The sequence below is a fragment of the Lysinibacillus irui genome (genome assembly GCF_028877475.1).
GTDB classification, from domain to species: domain Bacteria; phylum Bacillota; class Bacilli; order Bacillales_A; family Planococcaceae; genus Lysinibacillus; species Lysinibacillus irui.
Genome location: NZ_CP113527.1, coordinates 4120606 through 4142963 on the forward strand (window position 1 = coordinate 4120606; position 22358 = coordinate 4142963).

The following is a 22358-nucleotide window of genomic DNA, read 5'->3' on the forward strand; positions in this document are numbered from 1 at the left end:
TACCAGCCTGCTATACTATTTAAGTAATTTTTCAGCTGCAGCATCTAAGAATTTTACCTTAGACCAAGCCGTACCACCTTGTGCTAATGGCTCAATTGCATTAACGAAAACCTGATTATTTTGCGCTGCCTTCAAGCTCATGAAAATCGGATTCTTTTGTAGGTCCTCTAAAGCTTTTGGCGTATCCTTATTCTCTGAATCCTCGAATTGTAAGAAAATCGCATCTGGATTTACTTGAGCTAATGTTTCAAGTGATAGTTCAGCTTGCGCCTTAGCTGTAGTGACCACTTCTGGGACGGGTGCTCCTAAATCTTCATAGAGGACTGGATTTAAATAAACACCTGCTGGATAAATGTACATTACACCACCACGAACACGGATTATTAATACTTGCTTATCTGCTAATTGTTCCTTTGATTTCACTTGTGCATCAGCAACTTTAGCTTCATAGTCAGAGATGATTTTTTTAGCATCCTCTTCTTTACCAGCTAATTGTGCAAGTAATGTTAAATTTTCCTTCCAGTTTGTTGAAATATGTGAGTACGGAATCATTGTTTGAATTTTGTTCAGCTTTTCAGCCGTTTCCTCAGGGAATTTCGAAGTGCCAACGATGACATCAGGATTTAGATTAAGAATGGCTTCCGCATTTGGCTCCATTTTATTTCCTACAAGTGTAGTACCTTCAAAATCCGCTGCTAGATAAGCAGGAACTTTACCACCAACTTCTAGTACACCTACTGGCTTAATGCCGAGCATAGCAGCGTCTTCCATTGATTCTAGACTTGCAGCAACAATATTGTTAACTTGTGCTGGAAGCTCATATTTTTCACCTAAGTATGTAATTGTTTGTGTTTGTGCTTGTTCTGTCTGCGATTCTGTTGCGCTTGTATTAGTTGTTGACGTAGACTCCTCCGCCTTATCTGTCCCACATGCGGCAAGTGACAGTGCTAAAAGTGCCGGAGCACACATTTTAAAATATTTATTCATAAAAATTCTCTCCTAACAATCTTTTATTGATAATGATAATCGTTTTCACAAACAAGTCAATACACAATTGATATTCATTATCATTTACGGATACTATCCTAACAAAGTAAAAAAAGATTGTGAATGGACGATTTCGAAAATGACATGGATTTTTGCCGATTTAAATAATAAAAAAACTGCTTCTTTTTTTATAAGAAACAGCATTTACACATAGTTAGCTTCCTCCATTTTTATCTTTCGATAAGCTGAAGGTGACAAACCAGTACATTTTTTAAAGACTCTACTAAAATAAAAGCAATCTACATACCCTACACATTCAGCAATTTCAGCTATAGGAATTTCAGCATATTCTAGTAAGTCCTTTGCGCGCCGTATACGGTATTCCGTTATATAGGTGCTAGGATTCATACCTGTATGCTGCTCAAATAAATACGCAAAGCGACGGCGTTCAATTCCAAATTCTTTAGAAATATTTGACACCAAAATCTGCTCTGCATAATTCTCATGTATATACTCTAAGGCCTGTTCCATCCATTTACTAGCACTATCTAAAACCTTCATTTTTGCCGCTATAAGAATATTTTCTAGCAAATTCATAAATAAAGTCTTGGACTTAAAAATAGCCATACTTCCTGGAAGTGAGTAGCTTTCTATTATTTGCTGGACGATGTTAATGATTTGCGTGTTAAAGCCTGTATTGATTGAAAAATGTTGCTCTGCTAATGGGAAAAGAGCAGATTCCTCTGTAGGTAGACTATAATGAATAACTGCATATTCCCAACCTTTGTGACTGGTAACCTTTACTTCTATCGGCATCTGGGAACCTGCATGGACAATCATTCCCGGCTCCATAACATAGGGAGTTCCTTTAAAGCTAAAGATGGCACTACCTGCAAGAGGTATAACTAAGCCACATTTTCCTGGCGCTGTTGTTCTTCCTGTATCTTCTTCACCGGGTTCCATTCTTTTAGTAAAAACATCCGTAAATTTTACAGAAGCATGTGCAAAGTAATCAATTAAATATTTGATATCCATACGCTAACTCCTAAACATGTATAACATTCTGAATCTGTGAAAAATGATGTAAATCATGATTGATTAACCCGATAAAATAGTCAACAATGATTATCTCTGATTGACCAATTGTAAATGTCTGCTGCCATTGCTCATCTGTAAATTGCTGAAGAACTTGTAATAGCTGACTCCTTGAGGTAATAAAATCCGTGATTGTTTGATCCATATGCTGTTCCCGACTTTTCTTGGCTGCACTCGTATTTAGCTTTTCAGCATCTGGTCCTTTAGGTAGACGTTCATCAACAAAGAAAAAAGGTATGCGTTGATTTAACACAAAATCATCCCAGGGGTGAAGATGTCCTATCACCTCTGCAACTGACCATTTCCCAGGTTCAATTGGCATACGCCATTGAACTTCAGATAGAGACCTAAAATCGCTTATCCAATCCATTGATTTTTTATAGTGGTTGATAACATAGGTTTTATCTCTTTGCAATAAAGCTCACCTCTTTACTGAAGATTAATTTCTAACTTTGGCCATCTTAAGTGCCACTGTTTAAGATGCATTCTTTGACGATAAATCTCATAATTATTTTCAAGGAAAAATGGCGTCGGCTCTACAATACCTGCTCCTAGATGTCTAATCCCATACGGTGCAGCAATCTCTAGTAAACCATTTGATAATTTCACGCCAATAGCCGTTGGTATTTCAGGGAAATGAGCAATTCCATCAACAGCAGATTTGTACGGTTTACTTCCATTAAGGACGTGCATTCGTGCTTGATTTTTCACAGACCATGGCTCATTTGGAGATATCTGTTTGAGTTCCTGTTCATAGTGTTTTTCTATTTTTTCCGCTACCTTTTCTTTATCAAAATATATCACATCAATATCAGCAATCGGTGTTCTATCTTCTTTTTCATGAAGGACATCCAATACCTTTGAGCGAATGACCCCTGCACATACCCACCAATCTGGCAGCTGCAATGTTTCCACTGTAGATAAAATATCCATCATCCAATCATCTTCCACTATTAGATTTTTTAGTTCTTCCTCCGTTTGTAGCAATCTCAAGTCGTCAGCCTCCAATTTAACTTTTACACCAAACTTTTAATCTTGTCGCTACCATTTCAGGTGCATCTCGGAATATATCATGTCCAGCTCCTACAATTGATTCAACATTTAAATGTCCTATTTTCATTTGTAAGTTCTGGATACAATTTTTTCTTATCGTATCTAACTCTGCAGGTACCGTTGCATGTATTAACAATATGGGGCATTTTACATTATTCTTTTATTGATTATCCAAGTGGCATTTACATTCATTTACTGAGCACCACTCAAATGTTCGTGTATTAACTTCCATTCATCGTCAACGAATGTAAAAATATTTGTTGCTCTACCGCTACCTGTTACAAATTTTCCGTTTAGATAGCCTTCATAGTGATATGTATAAAGACAGGTAGCTGTTTTTTCGTCAACTGTTATCCAGTTTACATCTGATGCCGAATAAACTTCTTCTTTGATTACATTCCACGCATGCTTAAAGTACGCCTCAATTTCTTCTGTAGTAGTGCATGTTTTATCAGAGAACCAATAAATTGCCTGAGGATGCAAAATTGCCTTTACTTGATTAAAATCATGCGTATTTGTTGCTTGTATATACCTTTCCAGTGCTTGTTGATGTGTCATCAGCTCTCCTCCTTTTTAACAATATTATCCTAAATTTTAATGATTGTCGTGTGACATTTTGCTGTTAAAGCCTATAATGAAGATAAAATATATTATGCGTAGTATTTAGGAGGATAGCTATGTTAGCTACTATTAAAAAGCACTTAGATTGTCATGTCGTAACGTACAAAAGACCGCTACCACATTCAATTGACACTGTTTGGAAGGCCATAACTACCAATGAAAACCTACAAAAGTGGATGAGTAATCTTGAAATCATTGACCTACGTCAGCACGGTAAAATACATTTTAATATGAACGATGGAACAGATACCTATGAGGAAATTGCCATAACAGATTATGCTGAAAAACAAGTACTCGAATTTGAATGGGGTCAAGATCGCGTTAGATTTGAACTGTCACCTACAGACAATGGCTCATTATTACGATTAATTGAGACCCTACAAGAGCTAACCGACCACACGCCAAAGGATTTAGCAGGATGGCATATATGCCTTGACTTGTTATCAGATTTATTGAATGGTGTAGAACATCAAAGCTTCCCAATGGAAAACTGGCAGCAACGTTTTAACGAATACAAGAAGCTCATAGATGATGTAAGATCTTAAATTGCAAAAAACCTAGAGCAACTACTGCTCTAGGTTTTTATATTGTTGAAAAACAATCATAGCATGATTACGAAAGGGAAAGTTCGTTTCAAATGGATGTTATCTTTTTAGCAAAGATTTATGTGCTCCCTACTCTTTTAATGTGTGAGCTTCTTACTACGATATGGTTGATTGGCGTTCCAGCGTCACTCCTAGGGGATTAGCGTCACAGATGAGACCCTGGAGCGAACGTTAGGGAGTGAAGCGGCTCATCGGACGCCCCCTGAAAGGGATGCTGGCGGAACAGAAATCAACGCCTCACCTTGCTAAACAATCTTTTTCTATTGATAAAAAGCTGTAGCAATTTCAAGAGCTTTTAACGGCTCTTTGATCGAATCGAGTGTGTAGACAAGCTTTTCATCCTGCCACACAATTAAATTACCAGATTGATATACATCCAGCTGAGCTAAACCATATTGCTTTGGAATAGGTAGCATATGATTTTCTAAATATTTTACTGCCTGCTTAGCAAGCTTAATACCTGCCTCTGGGTCGTCAGTGCGTGTATGTGTGGCGATGGCCCATCTCCCTTCATTCCAACCCGTCCATAACGAGCCAGCACCCGCATCTTGATAACCCGTTATATTGTAGCCAAGATCAACTTCGTGCCCTCCATTTTGACTAAAATTATCGAATGCGATTTGTGTACTAGCCCCTTCAGCACTTTTGTATTGCTTGACGAACAATCTACAGATGGCAGTCGCAGAATTCTTTAATCGAATATCATTAATTGGCATATTTTCTTTACTTTCATAAAAGATAATTTCAACATGGTCCCCTTCAGCACGTGTTGTGGCCGTTAAAAAAGCATCATCTGCAATCGGTAATGTTGTTGGCATTTTTATTGGTATATCCGAATGGATCTGATCCTTTATTTGTTGAAGAGCTTCACCTTGTGACATAACTGTATCCCTATTGTCATTATTAGATTGTACGACGGGTACATCGATCTCATTTTCTTGTGCTTGATGAATTTTTTCATGACCAGCACAAGCACCTATGATACTACTAATCAATAGTAAAATGAGAAATAGCCATCTATTCATTGTGTTAACCTCCATCTTGTAATACCCTTTTTCGGCATTTTTCCCTGACAACGGTTAACTTAAACTTGTTTATCTATTTAAGCTTATTGATTTGCTGTGTCAGCTCATTAAACTTTTGGTCAAGCATTGCATAGTCTTTATCCTTTGCTGTAAGAAAACTCAATTTTCCTAACACCTCTTGCCTTTCCGTTTCAAGCTTTAAACGAAGAGCGACAAGATCATCCAACTGCTTTGGAGCCTCTTTACTCCATTTTTTCTCCATCTGTTGACCGCGAAGCTCCCAAACACTATTCGTTACTTTCTCTAAAAAATATCGATCATGTGATACGACAAGTATTGTCCCATTATATTGGGCAAGTGTGCGCTCCAATTGCTCACGCGAAGGTAAATCAAGATGATTCGTTGGCTCATCTAAAATAAGAACATTCCTATCCTCTAAAATATAGGCCATCAGTTTACACTTTACACGTTCTCCCATGCTCATTTTTCCTATAGTAGACGTCCAATGTGTCGGTGTAAACCCTAAATTCTTCATTAAATTGCGAACCTTGCCCCGCTCTTCAAATGTTTCTCTGTAAAAATATTGCTCTGGTGTCTGATCAATTGGTAAATCAAAAACTTCCTGCGTCAGATAGCCAATATTGGCAGCAGGAGATAGCCACACTTCACCCTCTGCTTCTAACTTGCCTAAAAGTACTTTTAAAAAGCTTGTTTTTCCACTTCCATTGTTTCCTATAATGGCGATTTTATCTCCAAATTGAGCAGTGATATTAACATCTTTAAATAACATGCGATCACCGAAACATAAAGATAAGTTCTTGGTCTCCAAAAGACGCTTACCGACACGCTGAGATGGTCCTAAAGAAAAACGAATGTCTGTATCTGGCTCCACAGCTTCAACTTTTGCCTTTGCAAGCTCAGCTTCTAATCGTTTTTTCTTAGATTTCACTTGCGAGTCTAGACGTTTTGCTTTCACACGATGATATTCCTTAAAGCCTTCTAGTTTTGTTGACTGTGCATGGCCCTTTTGCGACCATGATGTTAGCTCCTGCATTTGATCCTCAATACGCTCTATGTTTTTTTGCTGCTTTTCGTAGGCACGTTGTTGCGTTAATCTTCTATGCTCTCTTTCAGCCATATAACTTGTATAATTGCCATTATGTTCAATCAGACTCTTTTCCTCAATAGACCAGATTTTTGTAGCAACCTTATCTAAAAAATAACGATCATGTGAGACAACCATTATCGTTCCCTTATAGTTTTGTATTTGCCTTATCAAAAAAGCTGTACTTTGTTCATCTAAATGATTGGTTGGTTCATCAAGCAGTAAGAGTTGGGCATTCTGTGAAAAACCCTCTGCTAGACGCATTTTTAGCTTTTCACCACCACTTAAAGCTGTAAATGACACATTTGGCACCTGCCATTTAGCCAACAAATCTGCCTCTCCTGCTGTTACTTCTAGTTTGTCAAATTCGGCAAGCTCCTGCTCAACAAAGGCAATCTTGATATTCTGTATCCCTTGTATTGCCCCCTTAGATGGCAAAACAGTTCCTTGTATTAACTGTAATAATGTTGATTTCCCAGCACCATTTCTACCAATAATACCGATGATCTCACCTTGCTTCACTGTGCCTGTCATATGCTCAAATAGTAAAGTATCCTTTATTTCATAGTGTACATCCTGTAATTTTAAAAGTTCCTTCATTCTATCCATCCTCTCCAGTTGGAGGGACAAAAAAATCCCTCCAAGTATTTTGGAAGGATTAGTCTCTACAATATCATACACAAATAAGCTATTGAAATAGCTATGTTTGTCACTCCAGAATCTTTATGAAAAAGCTTTGGAGTAGCTAAATATTAGTATCTACTTACTAATATTAGCAATTATTATGAAAAATGGGCAGACTAATCCTATTTTTGTTGTTCGCGAAATATAAAATTTCAAATACAAAAAATAAGATTAGTTATTCATTAGCCACCCATCTTCCCTTCTTCATTAGTTACCGTCAATTGTAACATCATTTTTGAAAAATAAAAATTCTTTTACTCTTTATTAATGCTTATCTAAAACATTCATACGAACGGATTTGGTTTCTGGAAATTGTTCGGAAATACCAGCCATATCTTCTACTCCAGCGGAAACCAGCTATAAATTCCCTTCCCACAACTGTTGGGAAAAACCAAAAGCTTCTACCGCTATTCATCCAAATATAAGTATTTCTAAATAAACAGGAACGTATACCACTTGCACCTACACGCGATGTAGGGATTGTTGGTGAAAAGCCTGGTGGGGTACTCATTGGCATTTGCCCTCCCGGAGGTGACCCAAAATTAGAAGGTCCAAATGATGTAGTTTCAAAATCATCATAATCTGCCCAGCCCGGTCTTCTAAAATTATCTTCTCTAAATGGATTATTGTACACACAAACCCTCCTTTTACATTATTCAATATATGTAAAAGGGCGATTAACCGTTGAGCCATTGCCTAACTAAGACAATTCGTTTCCTATTATTGTATAATAAACGGGATATTTTTCTAAAAGGAGTCCCTATGAAAAAAATACTTTTACTCTTCATTGCTATGCTTACAGCAATAAGCATTTGGTTTATGATTACTAAAAATCCTGCTTCATCCTCTTCAACTAGTATTCAAGCAAAACTTGCAGATGTAAAGGATTATAAATATTACTTAGATAAAGGCAATGATACCATTGGCGAGGATATGACTAAGTTAGATTTAGTTATTGTGGAACCCATCGAAATGCAGCAAAAATATATAGATAATGCTCAAAAGAACGGCACTTTAGTTTATGGATATATTAATGCAATGGAGGCAGATCAATGGAATACAGTCCTCTATCGCCAGCTAGAAGAAGATGATTTTTATCGAGACAAGCAAGGTGAAAAAATGTACTTCGCACAGTGGGATTCTTATTTAATGGATATGACTTCTTCGCATTATCAAGACATTTTGCTAACAGAAATAGAGAAGCAAATTGTTCAGAAAGGCTTAGACGGTGTGTTTTTAGATACTGTTGGTAATATCAATTCTTATTTACCTGAAGATGAACAAAAGTGGCAAAATGAAGCCATGTTATCTTTTATCCAACAAATTAAACAACGCCATCCCACTTTATCGGTTGCTCAAAATTGGGGATTTAAAACGCTAATAGATTATACCGCCCCCTATGTCGATTTTATTATGTGGGAAGACTTCTCATATCATGAGGTAGGGAATGATGAATGGTCTCTCGAAATGATGAAAAAACTTGTCCATCTACGAGAGGAATTTGGTACACAGGTTATGGCAATCGGCTTTACAGATGAATTAGAAAGCCGTGCATTGGCGAAGAAGTATAACTTTAAATTTTTTTATAGCCCGGCTGGTTCATACTATAATACCTGGCAATGAGCGTAGCATCCCTCTGAAAACACTTGTTTCGGGGGGATATTTTGTTTAAGAGCTCCTCTCGTGGGTAGACTAAAAGAAATTCAACGTGAGGTGATATGCTTGGGGATGACAGAGATGTATGAGGAAAAAAATCATAAACACGAAAATCGCTTTCACTATAAGCAACGCAATATGTGGACAGGTATACTATTCGGACTTGGGGTTGTTGCATTTATAGATGAGGTTATTTTCCATCAATTATTACATTGGCATCATTTCTATGATAAATCTACAGCTAATATTGGATTAGTGTCAGATGGTTTATTTCATGCCTTCAGCTTTTTTGCTACGATTGGCTCTGCTTTTCTATTGGCCGATTTACATCGAAGACATGGATTTTGGTTAAAAAGATGGCTTGGTGGTATTTTTCTCGGAGCTGGAGTCTTTCAGCTTTACGATGGGATTATTCAGCATAAATTCATGAAACTTCATCAAATTCGCTATCATGTCGATATTCTACCCTATGATCTAGTGTGGAATATATTAGCAGCTATATTAATTGTAATTGGTATCATTTTATTATTCCAAACAACTCAAAAAGCACGTTAGGAGGGTTGCTCATTTTGCATTCTCATGAAGCTCACATCCAAAATTTTTTCACCTTTGGACAGCAAATATTAGCTTTTCCATTTTTTATAGCACTTATTTTCTATATCGTTGCTGTCATTGTTTCGAATCAACATAAAAAGCAATGGTCACATTATCGTACTAGCTGTTGGATAGTAGGATGTGTAAGTGCCCTTGTTACATTAATTGGCCCATTGGCTTCCCTTATTCATGTCAATTTTGTCGCACACATGATAGGTCATTTATTGCTTGGTATGCTTGCCCCACTACTTATGGTATTAGCAGCACCTATGACATTACTTTTAAGGACCTTACCAGTAAATACGGCACGTACTCTTTCTCGGATAATAAGAAGTCCTTATTTCCGTTTTGTTCGTCACCCGATAATTGCATCTACGCTAAATGTAGGTGGTCTATGGTTACTCTATACAACACCACTTTTCAACATGATGCACGAACATTTACTTTTATATATTTTTATTCATCTTCACATTTTTCTAGCAGGTTATGTGTTTACCATTGCTTTTATTTATATTGATCCCACTCCACATCCACACTCCTATGTCTTTCGATCCATTATATTATTAGTAGCATTAGCAGCTCACTCTATCCTAGCAAAATATATTTATGCGTATCCTCCTCAGCATGTAATAGCTACACAGGCAGAGCTAGGTGCCAAGATCATGTATTACGGTGGCGATGCAATTGAAATGATTATTGTTTATATCCTTTTTTATCATTGGTTTAAAAGCGCAAGAAATTTTAAGGCAGCTATTTCTTCTCATTCGAACTACTCAAATGAACCTAGGTTTTAGTGATTGCTGAAATTAAGTTAAATAGGATTGGATAATGCGCCAGTCCTCTAGCTTTTCAGCAATGGATTTTATATTTTTTCCTGGGATTGGACTTGTGGACGGCATTTTTTTGTAAGCTCGTCCTTCAAGCAGTTCTAGGCCAAGATGCTTTTTAAAAACTTCAAATGCCTTCGCTCCATTAAAAAGCACTAATTGGATGTTAGGATACTTTTCAAAAAGTGTTTGAAAATCATTCGGCTTTTCATTACGAATCGCTGCATCTAGACTACCTTCACGTTCACAGGTTTCAATCGTATCCCAAAGACCAATTGAATTGCTTTCTAATAATGCAATTCTTTTATCATATTCATCTGGAATATCTGTTTCCAATACTTCACCAATAATGGGCCAAAAGTGATTGCGTGGATTACCATAGTATTGCTGCTTTTCTAATGATTGCTTTCCAGGCATCGAGCCAACAATAAGCACCTTTGTTGATGAATTTACGACTGGTAATAATACATTTGTTATTTCATTTGACACAACAATCACTCCTTTTCTCTATTGTAACGGAAAATCTGATCCAGCAAGTATATCTTGGCTGGATATGGATAACGGATGATGAGTAGGATGATTCTTTATATATGTCTGCACGATCTCGTAGCCTATACAGTAGCCTATCCATAAAGGAAGCTTTCCACCATATAAAAATGGCCTATGTTTTTCAACTCCTTGAAGTTTTAAATGAGGCAAAAAATAGGTCTTCCACAAAGCTAAAAGCTCTTCCAATTTGTAGTTCTTTAACCACGGTAATAGCCATTTTTCTCCGTATAATTCTTGCACCGCACATTCTGCTAATCCCTCTAAAATAAGAGAATCCAACAAAGTCATATCTCCAAGAGACTTTTTTAAGTTGTGTAAACGGCATACATGGTTATATTCATGGGCAAACAGCGCTTGAAGTTCTCTTGTTTCTATTTCACCAATAAATAAAAAAAGTGCTTGAGGATATGCAACACCGTTTTTATTGGTCATCGTTTGCTGCTGTGTAATTGGAAAAATATAAATAGGTACTGCTGGACCATTCCATTTTTGTTGTAAATAAATAAATTCCTGTTCCACACAATCCCAAACATTGTTTTTCTTTAATTTCTCTAATTGAACTACCTCATTTGGAAGAAAAAGCCCCTGTTGCTGTAATGAAAATTGTATTTCTTCTGGCAATCCATCTTGAAATATCTCTCCTAAACGCTCACAAAGAATGGAACACTGTAAGCTATTTAGTTCTTTTTTTCTTGCCAATTTCCTTGCACTTATAAATTCCTCCAGCCACTTATCTGTTGACACGACTGCCATGTCATCACCTCTATATAGCATATGTTGGAATAGACAATCGGCTAGTGATAAATGCATCAAACCGCATATATTAGCTTGTAATGACATCGAAAGGAGGGATATGTGTGAATCCATCTGATGCTTATAATCTCTGCTGTAAATATCATGGAAAACGTGTAAGGATTTCGGATTCATCTGGTAGAGTACATGTTGGGGAAATCACAAGGGTAGACAGAAGACAGGTATGGATTCTACCTGATAGAAGATATAGTGGTTATGGTTTAGGATTTTGGGGATTCGGGGGATATAGAGGTGCCGGTTTTGGCTATGGAATAGCTTTAGGAACAATATTAGGTATTGCACTAGCTCCAATTATTTTCTTCTAAATCAAACTATGAAAAATAAGCCATTTCAAACCTAGTTGAGATGGCTTATTTTTCGTTATTGAATTTGCTCTTGTTGCTGTTTACTTTCAATCAACTCGGATATTGTGACAAATGAATAGCCTTGTTTTTTTAATGCGGGTATTATTTCTTCTAGTGCCTTAATCGTTTGCGAACGGTTCCCGCCACCATCATGAAATAAAATGACATCTCCAGGTCTTGTTCCCTTCATCACCTTTTGCACTATTTTCTTGACACCAGGCTCCTTCCAATCTTGAGTATCCTGATGCCAAGACCACATTACGACCTTGTAGCCGTCCTTAACAGCAGCATTTATCATAGCATCCGTATAATTTCCACCAACGGGACGGAATAAAACTGGGGAAAAACCAGTAATACTATAAATCGTGTCATTCGTTTGTTGAAGCTCTTCTTGCAATTTTTTGATGGAAACTTTAAATGGATGTGTATACGTATGATTTGCTAATTCATGCCCTTCTGTATAAGAACGTAAAACAAGCTCTGGATACTTCTCTGCATTTTTTCCAATAATAAAAAAGGTTGCTTTAGCATCATATTTAGCTAGTAAGTCAAGCACTGCAGCCGTGTATTTTGGATGTGGGCCATCGTCAAAGGTAAGGGCAACAATTTTATCTTCTGTATTGATATCCCATACAACTTTACCTGTCTCTTCATAATAAGGGCGCCCCTTATCTGCATAGCCTTTCATTCCTAAAAATCCCGAGATGATTAAAAAGCAAACTGTTAGAAGCAGTACATAATTACGTGTCATAGCATCACCTCCCAAGTCCAACATTCAGAACTCCGTCAACTTACTATTTACGAATTACAGTGAATTATACTTCCAAAAGGACTGACGGTTTTCTCCTTTAATTATTTCAAAAAAACATTATGAACTACATAAAATTTTGAACAATATGTGAAAGGTTATGAATAGACCTTTATTTTTTTATGATCTAATGTAAAATAAAATCATCATTGATATATAACAGATTCACAAATAAATTAAATGTTATGTAACACAATGAAGGAGATGACATATATGTGGGTTATTACGGTTTTTGAAAAAAATACGTATCGCATGTTTGAATACAGTACTAAAAGTGAGGCAACAATTGCTTTAAATAATTTTAAGCAAACCGCTTTACTTTCTTATACAAAATAAAGGTAAAGGAATCTATTCATTACGAGTAGATTTTTTTTGGTTTTTTCCATATAACTAATTGATTAGTTTAGTTGTCACCTTCTTTCACATTTTTTTAATAGAAATGTTGAACACCTTACTCACCATCACCATATGTATATAGAGAAAAGGAGTGATTTTGATGGTGACAATTGAACCTATTATGATTAAAGGGCATTTCTTCACAGCAGTAGTTGTTCAATTACCTAAAACAACGCTACTGACCATTTCCAATAATACGGGCTATATTATGTGTGGAGCATTAGATGTTGGTCTTTTAAATAGTCGCTTAGTTGATCGAAAAATTGTTGCTGGTCGTGCAGTTGGGGTGAAGACAATTGATGAGCTTTTAACAGCTCCATTAGAATCGGTAACATATGAAGCAGAGCAGCTTGGTATTACAGAAGGAATGTCTGGCGTAGAAGCACTTTTAAAAATGATTTAACATACTAAAAGCGTCAGTTCTAGAGTAACTAGACGCTTTTTCTTACTACTTCTTGAATAAGCAATTTCCCCCTTCCCCATACTGTGGGACAAAGGGAGTGTATCATTATGAATAATCGGAAACATTTTAAGATACATGTAACATTACTTGCTATCGTCCTGATTGTCTTCGTCTGGTCTGTCATTAAGCCATCCTCCTACTTAGATTGGCTAGCAGAAGTAAGCCATGGCATTGTGGCGATTATTGTTGTTGTTTGTATTTATAATAAATTTCGCTTCACAACATTTTCTTACTTTATCATTGCCCTACTTTCAATCCTTACTTTTATAGGTGGGCATTATACCTATTCGGAAGTCCCTCTTTTTAACTGGATAAAAGAAGAGTTTCATTTACAACGTAATCACTATGATCGCTTTGGCCATTTTTTAAAAGGTTTATTAGCTATTGTTATAAGAGAAATACTACTTAGAAAGACTACGCTTACTAAAGGAGCTTGGTTAACAGGCATAACAATTAGTATTTTGCTTGCAATTGCTGCATTTTATGAAATCATCGAATGGTTAAGCACAAGAGTCTCGAAGGGCAGTAAAGGGGCAAAAGACTTTTTAGGAATGCAGGGAGATCGCTGGGATGCTCAATGGGACATGTTTTTAGCCTTGCTAGGAACAATTTTAACCTTATTATTATTTACAAAGCTCCATAATAAATTATTAAAAAAACTAGACAAGTCATAAACTTTTTTGCATAGCTTATACTATAAAGCTCACGAAGGGTGGTATTGTATGTACTATGCACAGGTCAATCAACAAGCAACCCATACATCGCGTGTTATGACTGTAACTGGCAACGGACAGGTAAAGGCTACGCCCACTTCTGCTCAACTACAAATTGAAGTTCAAACACAAGGGGATAATGTCCAGGTGCCACAACAGGAGAATGCGATCATTATGAATCAAGTCATTCAATCACTCGTAGCGCTTGGTATTCCAAGAGAACAAATTCAAACAACAAGTTATACAATTACACCGCTATATCAGTTTGAAGATGGCAAGCAAATTTTTAATGGCTATGAAGTGATTAATGCCGTTACTGTCAACGTAACGAATATAGACGATCTTGGCTTAATCATTGATACTGCCATAGAGCATGGGGCAAATCGTATTGCCAACATTCAGTTCAATATTGACCATACAGATGCTTACTATCAGCAAGCATTAAGAGTAGCCCTTCAAAATGCTCTATTGAAGGCAAAAACGATTGCGGAAACCATGCATCTTCCTTTACAACCTCTCCCAATTGAAATTGTCGAGGAGCAGGTTAACACACCTATCCTTTATCGTTCTATGGTTGATGCCTCTGGAAATACACCTATCGCACAAGGGCAAGTAGCAATCCAAGCTACTGTTCGCGTAACATATCAATACTAACAAATAGAGCCTTCTGCTTGTGGCGATGAAGGCTCTTTTATTATTTTACAAAAATATTTTTCTCAATATGAAATTCATTTTGATGTGTTTTAATCACCACATCAAAATGCTGACTATACGGATGCATAAATAACTCATATTGAATACGTCGTTCATTATGTGACTGCTTTAAATAATTGAGTTCTGTTCCTCTTTCGTTTACATCACGTCCAGATCTTCTCATTAGTTCTGTAGCTTCATCTGTATAAAAGTAAATTTTCAAGTCAAATAACTCCGGATTTATAAACGCTACACTCATACCTTCAACAATCGTAATTGGCCTTTTGGAAGAAACGAAAGAACTTTTCATATAATGTGTATCGATGGTCCATAAATCTAGTCCTTCTTTTATCATCTGAACATCTCTTTCCAATGAAGGTAGATGATGTGCAGCAGGATGACAAGCAGTCATTTTAAAACGATGATCCTGATGTTGATATGTATAATCAATGATTGCCTGTTTGCGTATATCTGAACTCACAATATACGGATCCGTATTCATATAATTCACTTCATCTCGATTTAAAGCATTTATTAATTTATGGGCAAACGTTGTTTTTCCTGCAGCTCCATGCCCTGAAATGCCAATGATTATCCTTTTATCAGCTAACGTAATCCATGTTAAAATATCTTTTAAAATGGTCTCCATTATACACTCCTTCTTTTATATAGAACAATTTCTCTGAAATCATACTAAAAGGTATGATAAGACACTCCTACCATACCACCTTGTATTTAAAAATCCGGATTCCATACTCGCTCTATTCTGACATTGCTATGCTTTTTACTTAATCGAAAAACATCTGGATTGCTTAAATTTTTCCAGCTTTGAAAATCAACGTCCTTATCATAATACTTCAATAACAATGCAATGATATTGCCATGACTTACGATTACTGTACTCGCAACATTTCGAGCAAATGCTTCTTCTACAACATTTACAATTCGATTCATCGCTTCTTTACTAGATTCGCCACCATCAAATGTTAAATCCAAATCGATAAATGTTGCCTGTAATTTTTCATACCAATCCGGTAAATCTCTAGTACTTAAAAGTCGCTCTGAAAGTCTTTCCTCAATTTCTATCGTAATATTATCCTTCGTACTTAGTGGTTCTATGGATTGAATTGCTCTTAAAAAAGGGCTAGAAAGAATTCGATCAATTTTTATATCCTTGAAAAAATCTACTAAACTTTCCGCCTGCTTTTTTCCCTCCTGCGTTAAAGAGGCATCTTCAGATTGCCCTTCTGCTAGACAATGTCTAATGACGTAAATCTCCCCCATAAAAGCCCCTTTATTTGTATTTATTTAACATTTATTATACCTGCTTTACTGACTAGTTCCAACTTATTTGACGACTCTCCAATTGTCCCACTCATTGAATTTCCACTCACATCTTTTTTGTTTAAACCTTTTAAATCAACAGTAATGTCTGCTGAATCACTCGAAGCTGAAAGCTCTAATGATTGTGGGTTATTTTTATAAGAAATCGTAATATCTCCTGAACCAGTTTCAATAGATAATGATTTTTTTTCTTCTATCTCTTTCAAAACAACTTCACCGCTAGATGAAGTAATTTTCGTCTTTGTGCTAGAAACGTTAGTAATGTAGCTATCACCATTCGTAGCACTTATTAATAATTCTTCCAGAGAGCTATCTGAAATATTTATTTCCCCATCCTTCGATGTAAGTTCTCCTTTATTGGCAGCAAGCCCCTTCATTATAGTTGAGCCTGATTCACTTGATATTGTCATGACCTCAGTTGCTAAATGATTAAGGCGAAGATCGCCATAACTATTTCTTATTGCAATTAATTTAACTGAATTCTTTGGTATAGCAATGTGAATAGTTCCTTTTTCGCCAATACTAATATTTTTTAGAATACCTACTTCTGTATCTCTTTGAAATACACTTATTTTTTGACCATCTTCTTTTATTTCCACAGGGTCACTTTGTTTCTTTTGCTTATTTCCTTTAATATTAATTTTCAGTTCCTCTGAATCTGTATTTTCTAATACAATATTCCACGACTCATTGTCTATTTCTAGTATTTGAATTTGCTGTCCATCAAAAGACTTTTGTTTTTCATAGCTTTGCTCCCCATTTAGTTTCAAGACAACTAATAGTCCACCTACTAGAATAAAAAATAGTAGAGTCGTTACAATGGTTTTTTTCATCAAATCTCCTCATTTCACGTTAGATCCACTTTATCAACTTTGCGGTAGGATAGATAACCTACAAAAAACCCTACTAAACACAACATGATTGGCACAGCAATGATTTGAAATAAACTAGAGGAGGTAGAGCCATCAGAAACTGTTGCGTTAATGACAAATCCAATGAATACAGCTGATGTAATGGTTGAGGCGGTTGATTTTTTTCGCATACCAAAGTACAACGGTATTAAGCTTACGCCAGCTGTCATAAAAGCACTTAGTAGCAGCGAAGGAACTGTCTCAAGCATTTCTTTTAAGTCAGTAGATTCCCCAAAAAGACCCAATGTCGGATTTAAAAAATAAATAAGTAAATTGATAACGATTGTTGCACTTATGATGCTTACAAAACAAAAGCTAAAGACGAGAAGAAGCTTAGCCACTATAATTTTTTTTCTTTTCAATGGATATGAAAATAATAATTGAACTGTTTTATTTTTATATTCATCGATAACTAGACGTGCAAGAATAACACTCGAAAAAATAATAAAGACAATTCTAATTAAAATGTTCGTTAACGACATAAATTCTGTGTAATTCTGAAACTCACTATCCCCCTCAGACCCCACCGCCATTAATGTAACAGCTACAAAAATACCTATTATACTAATGATTAAGCCATTAAAATAACCCGCCATCCGATTCTTTTTCCACTCTAGCCTTAGTAGTTTAAGCATGTTGACTTCCCCCATTAATCAGTTTTAAAAAATACTCTTCTAAATGCTGTTGTTGCTTTTCAATACTATGAACGACGATGCCATTAACAATGAGTTCTTTATTAATTTGAGATGATGAATTATTTTCATCAAATATACGCACCCTCTGTTGACTCGCGATTTCATAGTTTCGAATGTTCAAACTCTCCAGGACATTCGTTGTTTTCTTTAAATCGTCCACCGTGATTTCAAGATATTCCATTGTTTCTTTTCGAATATCATCCATCCTGACTTCTTTTAGTAATTTTCCATGCTGAAGAATGCCTACTGTATCCGCGATAGATTCAATCTCTGATACAATATGACTCGAGATTAAAATTGTGATGCCATACTCTTCTTTTAGTAGCACTAGCAATTCACGCACCTCTTTAATGCCAATCGGGTCAAGACCATTAATCGGTTCATCTAAAATTAAAATCTCTGGCTTGGTAACAATGGCACGCGCAATCCCTAATCTTTGCTTCATTCCCAAGGAAAATTCACTAATCTTTTTATTTTCAACACCTTGCAGGCCAACTATTTTGAGAGCTTCGTCAGCTGCCTTTTTTTCATAAATGCCCATATATTCGCAATGTAGTTCTAAATTCTCCTTTGCTGACAGCCTTTCATAGAATTCGGGGTACTCAATAATGCTTCCTATTTTGCTTAAATATTGATAGGAAGTCCTCGTAACAGGTTGATTAAAAACTTTAATGTCACCAGATGTAGGTTTTATTAAATTTAAAATCATTTTCATAATGGTCGTTTTCCCCGCTCCATTCGGACCTAAGAAACCATAAATCTCTCCTGGCCGAATATTCATATTGACACTAGAGATGGTCTCTACTCCTTTAAAACTTTTATTTAATTGTATAATTTCAATAACAGATTCCACAGTTTTAGCTCCTCACCATTTTGTTTTCGTTACTTTAAGCTTAATAAAGGAAAGTAAAAATAAAGTAAACACAATGGAAAATGACCGTAATATTTTTACTGAATGAGGATTTCAAAACTAGAAGCTGTTATGATGAAAAGGAAAAGAGGGATAAAAGTGGAAACGGCAAATATCTTAATCGTGGATGATGAATTGGGCATTTTAAAATTATTAGATATTACACTACGGAAAGAGAACTTTATAAATATTGAGACTTCTTCTACGGGTAAAGGAACTCTACAGCTTGTTAAGGACAATGATTACGATGTCATTCTGCTGGATATTATGCTACCTGATATTAGTGGCTTTGAGTTATGTACGGAAATACGTAAGTATACCAACACACCTATAATTTTTGTCAGCGCTCGGTCAACAGATTTTGATAAATTAACTGGTTTAGGTATTGGCGGCGACGATTATATAACAAAACCATTTAATCCTTTAGAGGTTGTAGCTAGAATAAAAGTTATTCTTCGACGTCAAAAAATGTATGAGGCTGCTCAGCAACAACAAAGTATTAAGTACGATTTTGGTTATTTTGCCTTTAATCCGGAGTCGGCGACGCTGAAAGTAGATCATCAAATTGTTGAATGCACCGCTAAAGAACTGGAGCTTCTGCACTTCTTCTGTAAAAACCCAAATCGTATTTATACAACTTCTCAACTTTACGAATTTGTCTGGGGAAATGATGTTTATGGTGAGGAGAAGACTGTTACCATTCATATTTCGAAATTACGAAAAAAACTTGGGGATGATACGCGTAAACCTAAAATAATCGTTAATCTGCGAGGCATTGGCTATAAATTTATCCCACCAAAAGAGGGATTATTATGCGAATAAATACTCGATTTACACTACATCTCGCTTTGGGGATCATACTGTGGATACTTTTTAGCGGCATTTGCATTTTAATCGGGCTTGAAGGTATTCTTCCAATCTTTAAGCACACTGTTAGTGAAGATTATGAGAATTTGCTGGTACTATGGATTTTTTGCTTTAGCACGTTAATTTGCATTGCTGTATTTGGCTGGTATTTTGGAGGTCCGCTCGGTTTTATCATGACTTGGATTCAGCAGCTTTCACAGGAAAACTACATAAAACCAAATGGACTTTCTAAGATTTATAACCGGAAAGGCAAACTTCGTATGCGCTTTATGCTATACCAAGAGGTACTAGAACATCTACAATCCTTATCAGCAAAACTCAAGGCTGCCGAAATAGAAAGAGCCCAAGTGGAACAAGCAAAACAAGAATGGATAGCTGGTATATCTCATGATTTGAAAACACCACTTACCTATATTACAGGCTACTCTACACTATTATTAAACGATCAATATGAATGGTCGAAGGAAGAAGCACATAGTTTTATTCAGGAAATTGCTGATAAAGGAAAACATATGGAGGAGTTAATTCAAGATTTAAGTCTCGTTATTCAGTTAAATAATACAAATGGAAAACTACCCCTTCACAAAACAAAACATGATATTGTTGAATTTACAAAAAGAATTGTTGCTAACATAAGCAATTATCCACAAGCAGAAAAATATATATTGCATTTTCAAGCAGATAAAAATTCTATAAACATTGATTTTGACACTAAATACATGCAGCGGATATTGCAAAATATTTTAATGAACTCGATTATCCACAATCCTCAGAACACTGATATTTATACACATATTTTTGATAGCGATCAATTTGTTGAAATTCACATTGTGGATAACGGTGTTGGTATGTCTCCCGAGATGACAGAGAATATATTCCAACAGTATTATCGTGGGACAACTACAGATACCTCTTCTGAAGGCACTGGATTAGGCATGGCAATTGTTTATAACCTTGTTCAAGCACATAGTGGCACTATTTCTATAGAAAGCGAGCTTGCTAAAGGGACTACATTCACCATTAGACTTCCGAAAAGATAACATAACACTAGTATTTATTTCTAAAGAACATCATTCATGAAACCTTATTGTAGCTCATATAATTAGACATCATAAATTGGTTCAATAAGGAGGATTCAATGCAATCTGAAAAATTGCGACTAAGGAAGATCCAGCGTCTTGCATATGAAATCATGGATGAGATGCACAAAGAGAAACATCGCACTGAAATGCACAAATTAATTCCGATTATTGATAATTTGTCGCGGGCAATTGGAGATTTAACAGATTCTGTTGGTAAATACTCGTTGGATTATGTAGAAGAAAAAGTAAAAAATGCGCATGCACTTTTATTTAACAAAGAAAAAGTGGATATTTATTAATAAAGACAGGGATAAAGGGTAATCATATTCATGATTACCCTTTTGTCATTAATGCGTTTCAGGTTCAAATGTTTTACAGTCTGTTTCCTCACTGTTGGAAGCATGTTGTCCCTTCTGGCTGACAACATAAATTTTTTCTGCAGTACATTTGTTTCCAGAATCCCAAAATGTACAGTTATTGACTTCACAAAGAATTTCTTGTGCCATCGTTTCACACCTCCTCTTTATTAGCTTTAACAAATTAGAGGTAAACGATACGTTATTAATCAAAGTCAATCACTGGTGAGCTTGAATAACAAAGCATCAAAATCAATCCATGCTAAAGTCTAAATTAGCTGGTTGTTTAGGTAATCGTTCCTGTGAAAGCATGTTAGTTGAAGGTACCTTGTCGTCGACTTCCTCAAAGCGGAAACCATCTGCCCATACCTTACCCGAGCCAATTAATAACACACCAAAATAAATGGAATCACCTTCTTCAGGCACATCTAACACAATAGAATAGTGATTCCATTCGGTAGTCCCTTTTACAGACCGTTGATCCATATTGTCAAATTGAATCGTATCACCCGTAGCATTGTCAATGCGCATCCATGCACCACATTTGGCAGCATCTACAGTCTTTAAATAGCATGACATTTTCAAGCGCTTGCCTTTAAATTCAGCTGCTTGAAAGCCCTGCATCATCGTAGCGAATTGTCCATTATTCGCTGAAGCGGTTGAAGAATACAATACTCCCGAACGAGTTCCTGAATGAAATACCTTGTCATCTCCCACCGCTCAACATCCAACCCTTAACCTGTTCATTTGATACCACTAATTTTTCCTCCTCCGTCATGCTTAATGATTGCATCATTTTTCGATACTTCCCTGGCGGCAAAGCGTAAATTTCTTTAAAAGCTCGTGTAAAAGCTTCTTGTGATTGAAACTGAAGTGTAAATGCAATTGTTAATATCGATGCATTGGAGTACATTAAATAACTTGCCGCCAAAGCTAGTCGGCGTATACGAATATACTCACCAATTGTTAATCCAGTTTCTTGTTTGAAAATGCGACTTAGATGATATTTCGAATAGCCAGCAGTATGAGGAAGGTGCTCAAGTGTCACTTCTTCTGTCAACTGCTCCTCAATAAAGGCAATGGTCCTTTGCGTTGCCTGACTATACTCCATGTTACTCACCTCATCTTCATCATACTGGAGAAGGAAAAAGCTTTTTTGATA

General features: G+C 36.1%; 29 protein-coding genes and 1 pseudogene. 12 read left to right on the forward strand and 18 right to left on the reverse strand.

The genetic code is table 11. From position 1 onward, the window contains the following. Positions 1-15: 15 nt before the first annotated feature. From OU989_RS20720 to OU989_RS20740, 5 genes are all read right to left on the reverse strand, one after another. Complete coding sequence (locus OU989_RS20720; protein ID WP_274794812.1) at positions 16-987, reverse strand: ABC transporter substrate-binding protein; 972 nt, start codon at positions 985-987, stop codon at positions 16-18. 204 nt (positions 988-1191) lie between these two features. After that, entirely contained in the window at positions 1192-2022 is an 831-nt protein-coding gene (locus OU989_RS20725; protein ID WP_274794813.1) for a helix-turn-helix domain-containing protein, read from the reverse strand. A gap of 10 nt (positions 2023-2032) precedes the next feature. Next, entirely contained in the window at positions 2033-2497 is a 465-nt protein-coding gene (locus OU989_RS20730) for a DinB family protein (RefSeq protein WP_274794814.1), read from the reverse strand. A gap of 14 nt (positions 2498-2511) precedes the next feature. After that, positions 2512-3075, reverse strand: a complete 564-nt coding sequence (locus OU989_RS20735) for a nucleotidyltransferase family protein (protein ID WP_274794815.1) — start codon at positions 3073-3075, stop codon at positions 2512-2514. A 252-nt stretch (positions 3076-3327) separates the two neighbouring features. Continuing rightward, positions 3328-3693, reverse strand: a complete 366-nt coding sequence (locus OU989_RS20740; protein WP_274794816.1) for a YybH family protein — start codon at positions 3691-3693, stop codon at positions 3328-3330. Between the two features lie 119 nt (positions 3694-3812). Between OU989_RS20740 and OU989_RS20745 the strand changes: the two genes are divergently transcribed. Then, the gene (locus OU989_RS20745; protein ID WP_274794817.1) at positions 3813-4301 is read left to right on the forward strand and encodes an SRPBCC family protein; all 489 of its coding nucleotides are present in this window, start codon (positions 3813-3815) and stop codon (positions 4299-4301) included. A 320-nt stretch (positions 4302-4621) separates the two neighbouring features. On the opposite strand, the gene OU989_RS20750 is transcribed toward OU989_RS20745, so the two are convergent. The 3 genes from OU989_RS20750 to OU989_RS20760 form a co-directional block, all read right to left on the reverse strand. Further along, positions 4622-5386 carry a hypothetical protein gene (locus OU989_RS20750; protein WP_274794818.1) on the reverse strand — a complete coding sequence of 255 codons (765 nt, stop codon included), beginning with the start codon at positions 5384-5386 and terminating at the stop codon, positions 4622-4624. Between the two features lie 73 nt (positions 5387-5459). Further along, positions 5460-7091 (reverse strand): ribosomal protection-like ABC-F family protein, encoded by a 1632-nt coding sequence (gene abc-f, locus OU989_RS20755; protein WP_274794819.1) that lies wholly within the window; start codon positions 7089-7091, stop codon positions 5460-5462. Positions 7092-7446: 355 nt separating this feature from the next. Next, on the reverse strand, positions 7447-7809 hold the full coding sequence (locus OU989_RS20760) for a hypothetical protein (protein ID WP_274794820.1): 363 nt from the start codon (positions 7807-7809) through the stop codon (positions 7447-7449). A 128-nt stretch (positions 7810-7937) separates the two neighbouring features. On the opposite strand from OU989_RS20760, the gene OU989_RS20765 reads away from it, so the two are divergent. The 3 genes from OU989_RS20765 (at position 7938) to OU989_RS20775 (ending at position 10219) form a co-directional block, all read left to right on the forward strand. Then, positions 7938-8798, forward strand: a complete 861-nt coding sequence (locus tag OU989_RS20765) for an endo alpha-1,4 polygalactosaminidase (RefSeq protein ID WP_274794821.1) — start codon at positions 7938-7940, stop codon at positions 8796-8798. Positions 8799-8912: 114 nt separating this feature from the next. After that, positions 8913-9386, forward strand: coding sequence for a DUF2243 domain-containing protein (locus tag OU989_RS20770; RefSeq protein WP_274797392.1), 474 nt, complete (start codon positions 8913-8915; stop codon positions 9384-9386). A 14-nt stretch (positions 9387-9400) separates the two neighbouring features. After that, entirely contained in the window at positions 9401-10219 is an 819-nt protein-coding gene (locus tag OU989_RS20775; RefSeq protein ID WP_274794822.1) for a cytochrome c oxidase assembly protein, read from the forward strand. 12 nt (positions 10220-10231) lie between these two features. Here OU989_RS20775 and OU989_RS20780 read toward each other — a convergent pair whose 3' ends face one another. Further along, positions 10232-10741, reverse strand: coding sequence for a DNA-deoxyinosine glycosylase (locus OU989_RS20780; RefSeq protein WP_274794823.1), 510 nt, complete (start codon positions 10739-10741; stop codon positions 10232-10234). Between the two features lie 18 nt (positions 10742-10759). Then, a complete protein-coding gene (locus tag OU989_RS20785) occupies positions 10760-11554 on the reverse strand; it encodes a DUF2268 domain-containing putative Zn-dependent protease (RefSeq protein ID WP_274794824.1) in 795 nt (264 codons plus the stop codon). Positions 11555-11658: 104 nt separating this feature from the next. Between OU989_RS20785 and OU989_RS20790 the strand changes: the two genes are divergently transcribed. After that, positions 11659-11919 carry a hypothetical protein gene (locus OU989_RS20790; protein WP_274794825.1) on the forward strand — a complete coding sequence of 87 codons (261 nt, stop codon included), beginning with the start codon at positions 11659-11661 and terminating at the stop codon, positions 11917-11919. 55 nt (positions 11920-11974) lie between these two features. Here OU989_RS20790 and OU989_RS20795 read toward each other — a convergent pair whose 3' ends face one another. Then, positions 11975-12709, reverse strand: coding sequence for a polysaccharide deacetylase family protein (locus OU989_RS20795; RefSeq protein ID WP_274794826.1), 735 nt, complete (start codon positions 12707-12709; stop codon positions 11975-11977). A gap of 270 nt (positions 12710-12979) precedes the next feature. Between OU989_RS20795 and OU989_RS20800 the strand changes: the two genes are divergently transcribed. The 4 genes from OU989_RS20800 (at position 12980) to OU989_RS20815 (ending at position 14992) form a co-directional block, all read left to right on the forward strand. Further along, positions 12980-13102: a hypothetical protein gene (locus OU989_RS20800; RefSeq protein ID WP_274794827.1), complete on the forward strand. Its 123-nt coding sequence runs from the start codon at positions 12980-12982 to the stop codon at positions 13100-13102. 160 nt (positions 13103-13262) lie between these two features. Next, positions 13263-13565, forward strand: coding sequence for a YunC family protein (locus tag OU989_RS20805; protein WP_274794828.1), 303 nt, complete (start codon positions 13263-13265; stop codon positions 13563-13565). Between the two features lie 107 nt (positions 13566-13672). Continuing rightward, positions 13673-14299, forward strand: coding sequence for a DUF2238 domain-containing protein (locus OU989_RS20810; protein WP_274794829.1), 627 nt, complete (start codon positions 13673-13675; stop codon positions 14297-14299). A 48-nt stretch (positions 14300-14347) separates the two neighbouring features. Then, positions 14348-14992, forward strand: coding sequence for an SIMPL domain-containing protein (locus tag OU989_RS20815; RefSeq protein ID WP_274794830.1), 645 nt, complete (start codon positions 14348-14350; stop codon positions 14990-14992). Between the two features lie 40 nt (positions 14993-15032). On the opposite strand, the gene OU989_RS20820 is transcribed toward OU989_RS20815, so the two are convergent. The 5 genes from OU989_RS20820 to OU989_RS20840 form a co-directional block, all read right to left on the reverse strand. Further along, positions 15033-15680 (reverse strand): uridine kinase family protein, encoded by a 648-nt coding sequence (locus OU989_RS20820; protein WP_274794831.1) that lies wholly within the window; start codon positions 15678-15680, stop codon positions 15033-15035. Between the two features lie 86 nt (positions 15681-15766). Next, a complete protein-coding gene (locus OU989_RS20825) occupies positions 15767-16315 on the reverse strand; it encodes a histidine phosphatase family protein (RefSeq protein WP_274794832.1) in 549 nt (182 codons plus the stop codon). Between the two features lie 20 nt (positions 16316-16335). Further along, positions 16336-17208: a DUF4097 family beta strand repeat-containing protein gene (locus tag OU989_RS20830; RefSeq protein ID WP_274794833.1), complete on the reverse strand. Its 873-nt coding sequence runs from the start codon at positions 17206-17208 to the stop codon at positions 16336-16338. Positions 17209-17222: 14 nt separating this feature from the next. After that, positions 17223-17921 carry an ABC transporter permease gene (locus tag OU989_RS20835; protein ID WP_274794834.1) on the reverse strand — a complete coding sequence of 233 codons (699 nt, stop codon included), beginning with the start codon at positions 17919-17921 and terminating at the stop codon, positions 17223-17225. Then, the gene (locus tag OU989_RS20840; protein WP_274794835.1) at positions 17914-18834 is read right to left on the reverse strand and encodes an ABC transporter ATP-binding protein; all 921 of its coding nucleotides are present in this window, start codon (positions 18832-18834) and stop codon (positions 17914-17916) included. Before OU989_RS20840 ends, OU989_RS20835 begins: the two co-directional genes overlap by 8 nt. Before the next feature lie 156 nt (positions 18835-18990). Here OU989_RS20840 and OU989_RS20845 point away from each other — a divergent pair, with 156 nt between their 5' ends. From OU989_RS20845 to OU989_RS20855, 3 genes are all read left to right on the forward strand, one after another. Beyond that, positions 18991-19713, forward strand: coding sequence for a response regulator transcription factor (locus OU989_RS20845; protein WP_274794836.1), 723 nt, complete (start codon positions 18991-18993; stop codon positions 19711-19713). Beyond that, the gene (locus OU989_RS20850) at positions 19704-20798 is read left to right on the forward strand and encodes a sensor histidine kinase (RefSeq protein ID WP_274794837.1); all 1095 of its coding nucleotides are present in this window, start codon (positions 19704-19706) and stop codon (positions 20796-20798) included. Before OU989_RS20845 ends, OU989_RS20850 begins: the two co-directional genes overlap by 10 nt. Positions 20799-20896: 98 nt before the next feature. After that, positions 20897-21139: a hypothetical protein gene (locus OU989_RS20855; protein WP_004231701.1), complete on the forward strand. Its 243-nt coding sequence runs from the start codon at positions 20897-20899 to the stop codon at positions 21137-21139. Positions 21140-21187: 48 nt separating this feature from the next. Here OU989_RS20855 and OU989_RS20860 read toward each other — a convergent pair whose 3' ends face one another. Beyond that, entirely contained in the window at positions 21188-21346 is a 159-nt protein-coding gene (locus tag OU989_RS20860; protein WP_004231699.1) for a DUF1540 domain-containing protein, read from the reverse strand. Between the two features lie 102 nt (positions 21347-21448). Then, positions 21449-22307, reverse strand: a pseudogene (locus OU989_RS20865) (helix-turn-helix domain-containing protein). Positions 22308-22358 lie beyond the last annotated feature (51 nt).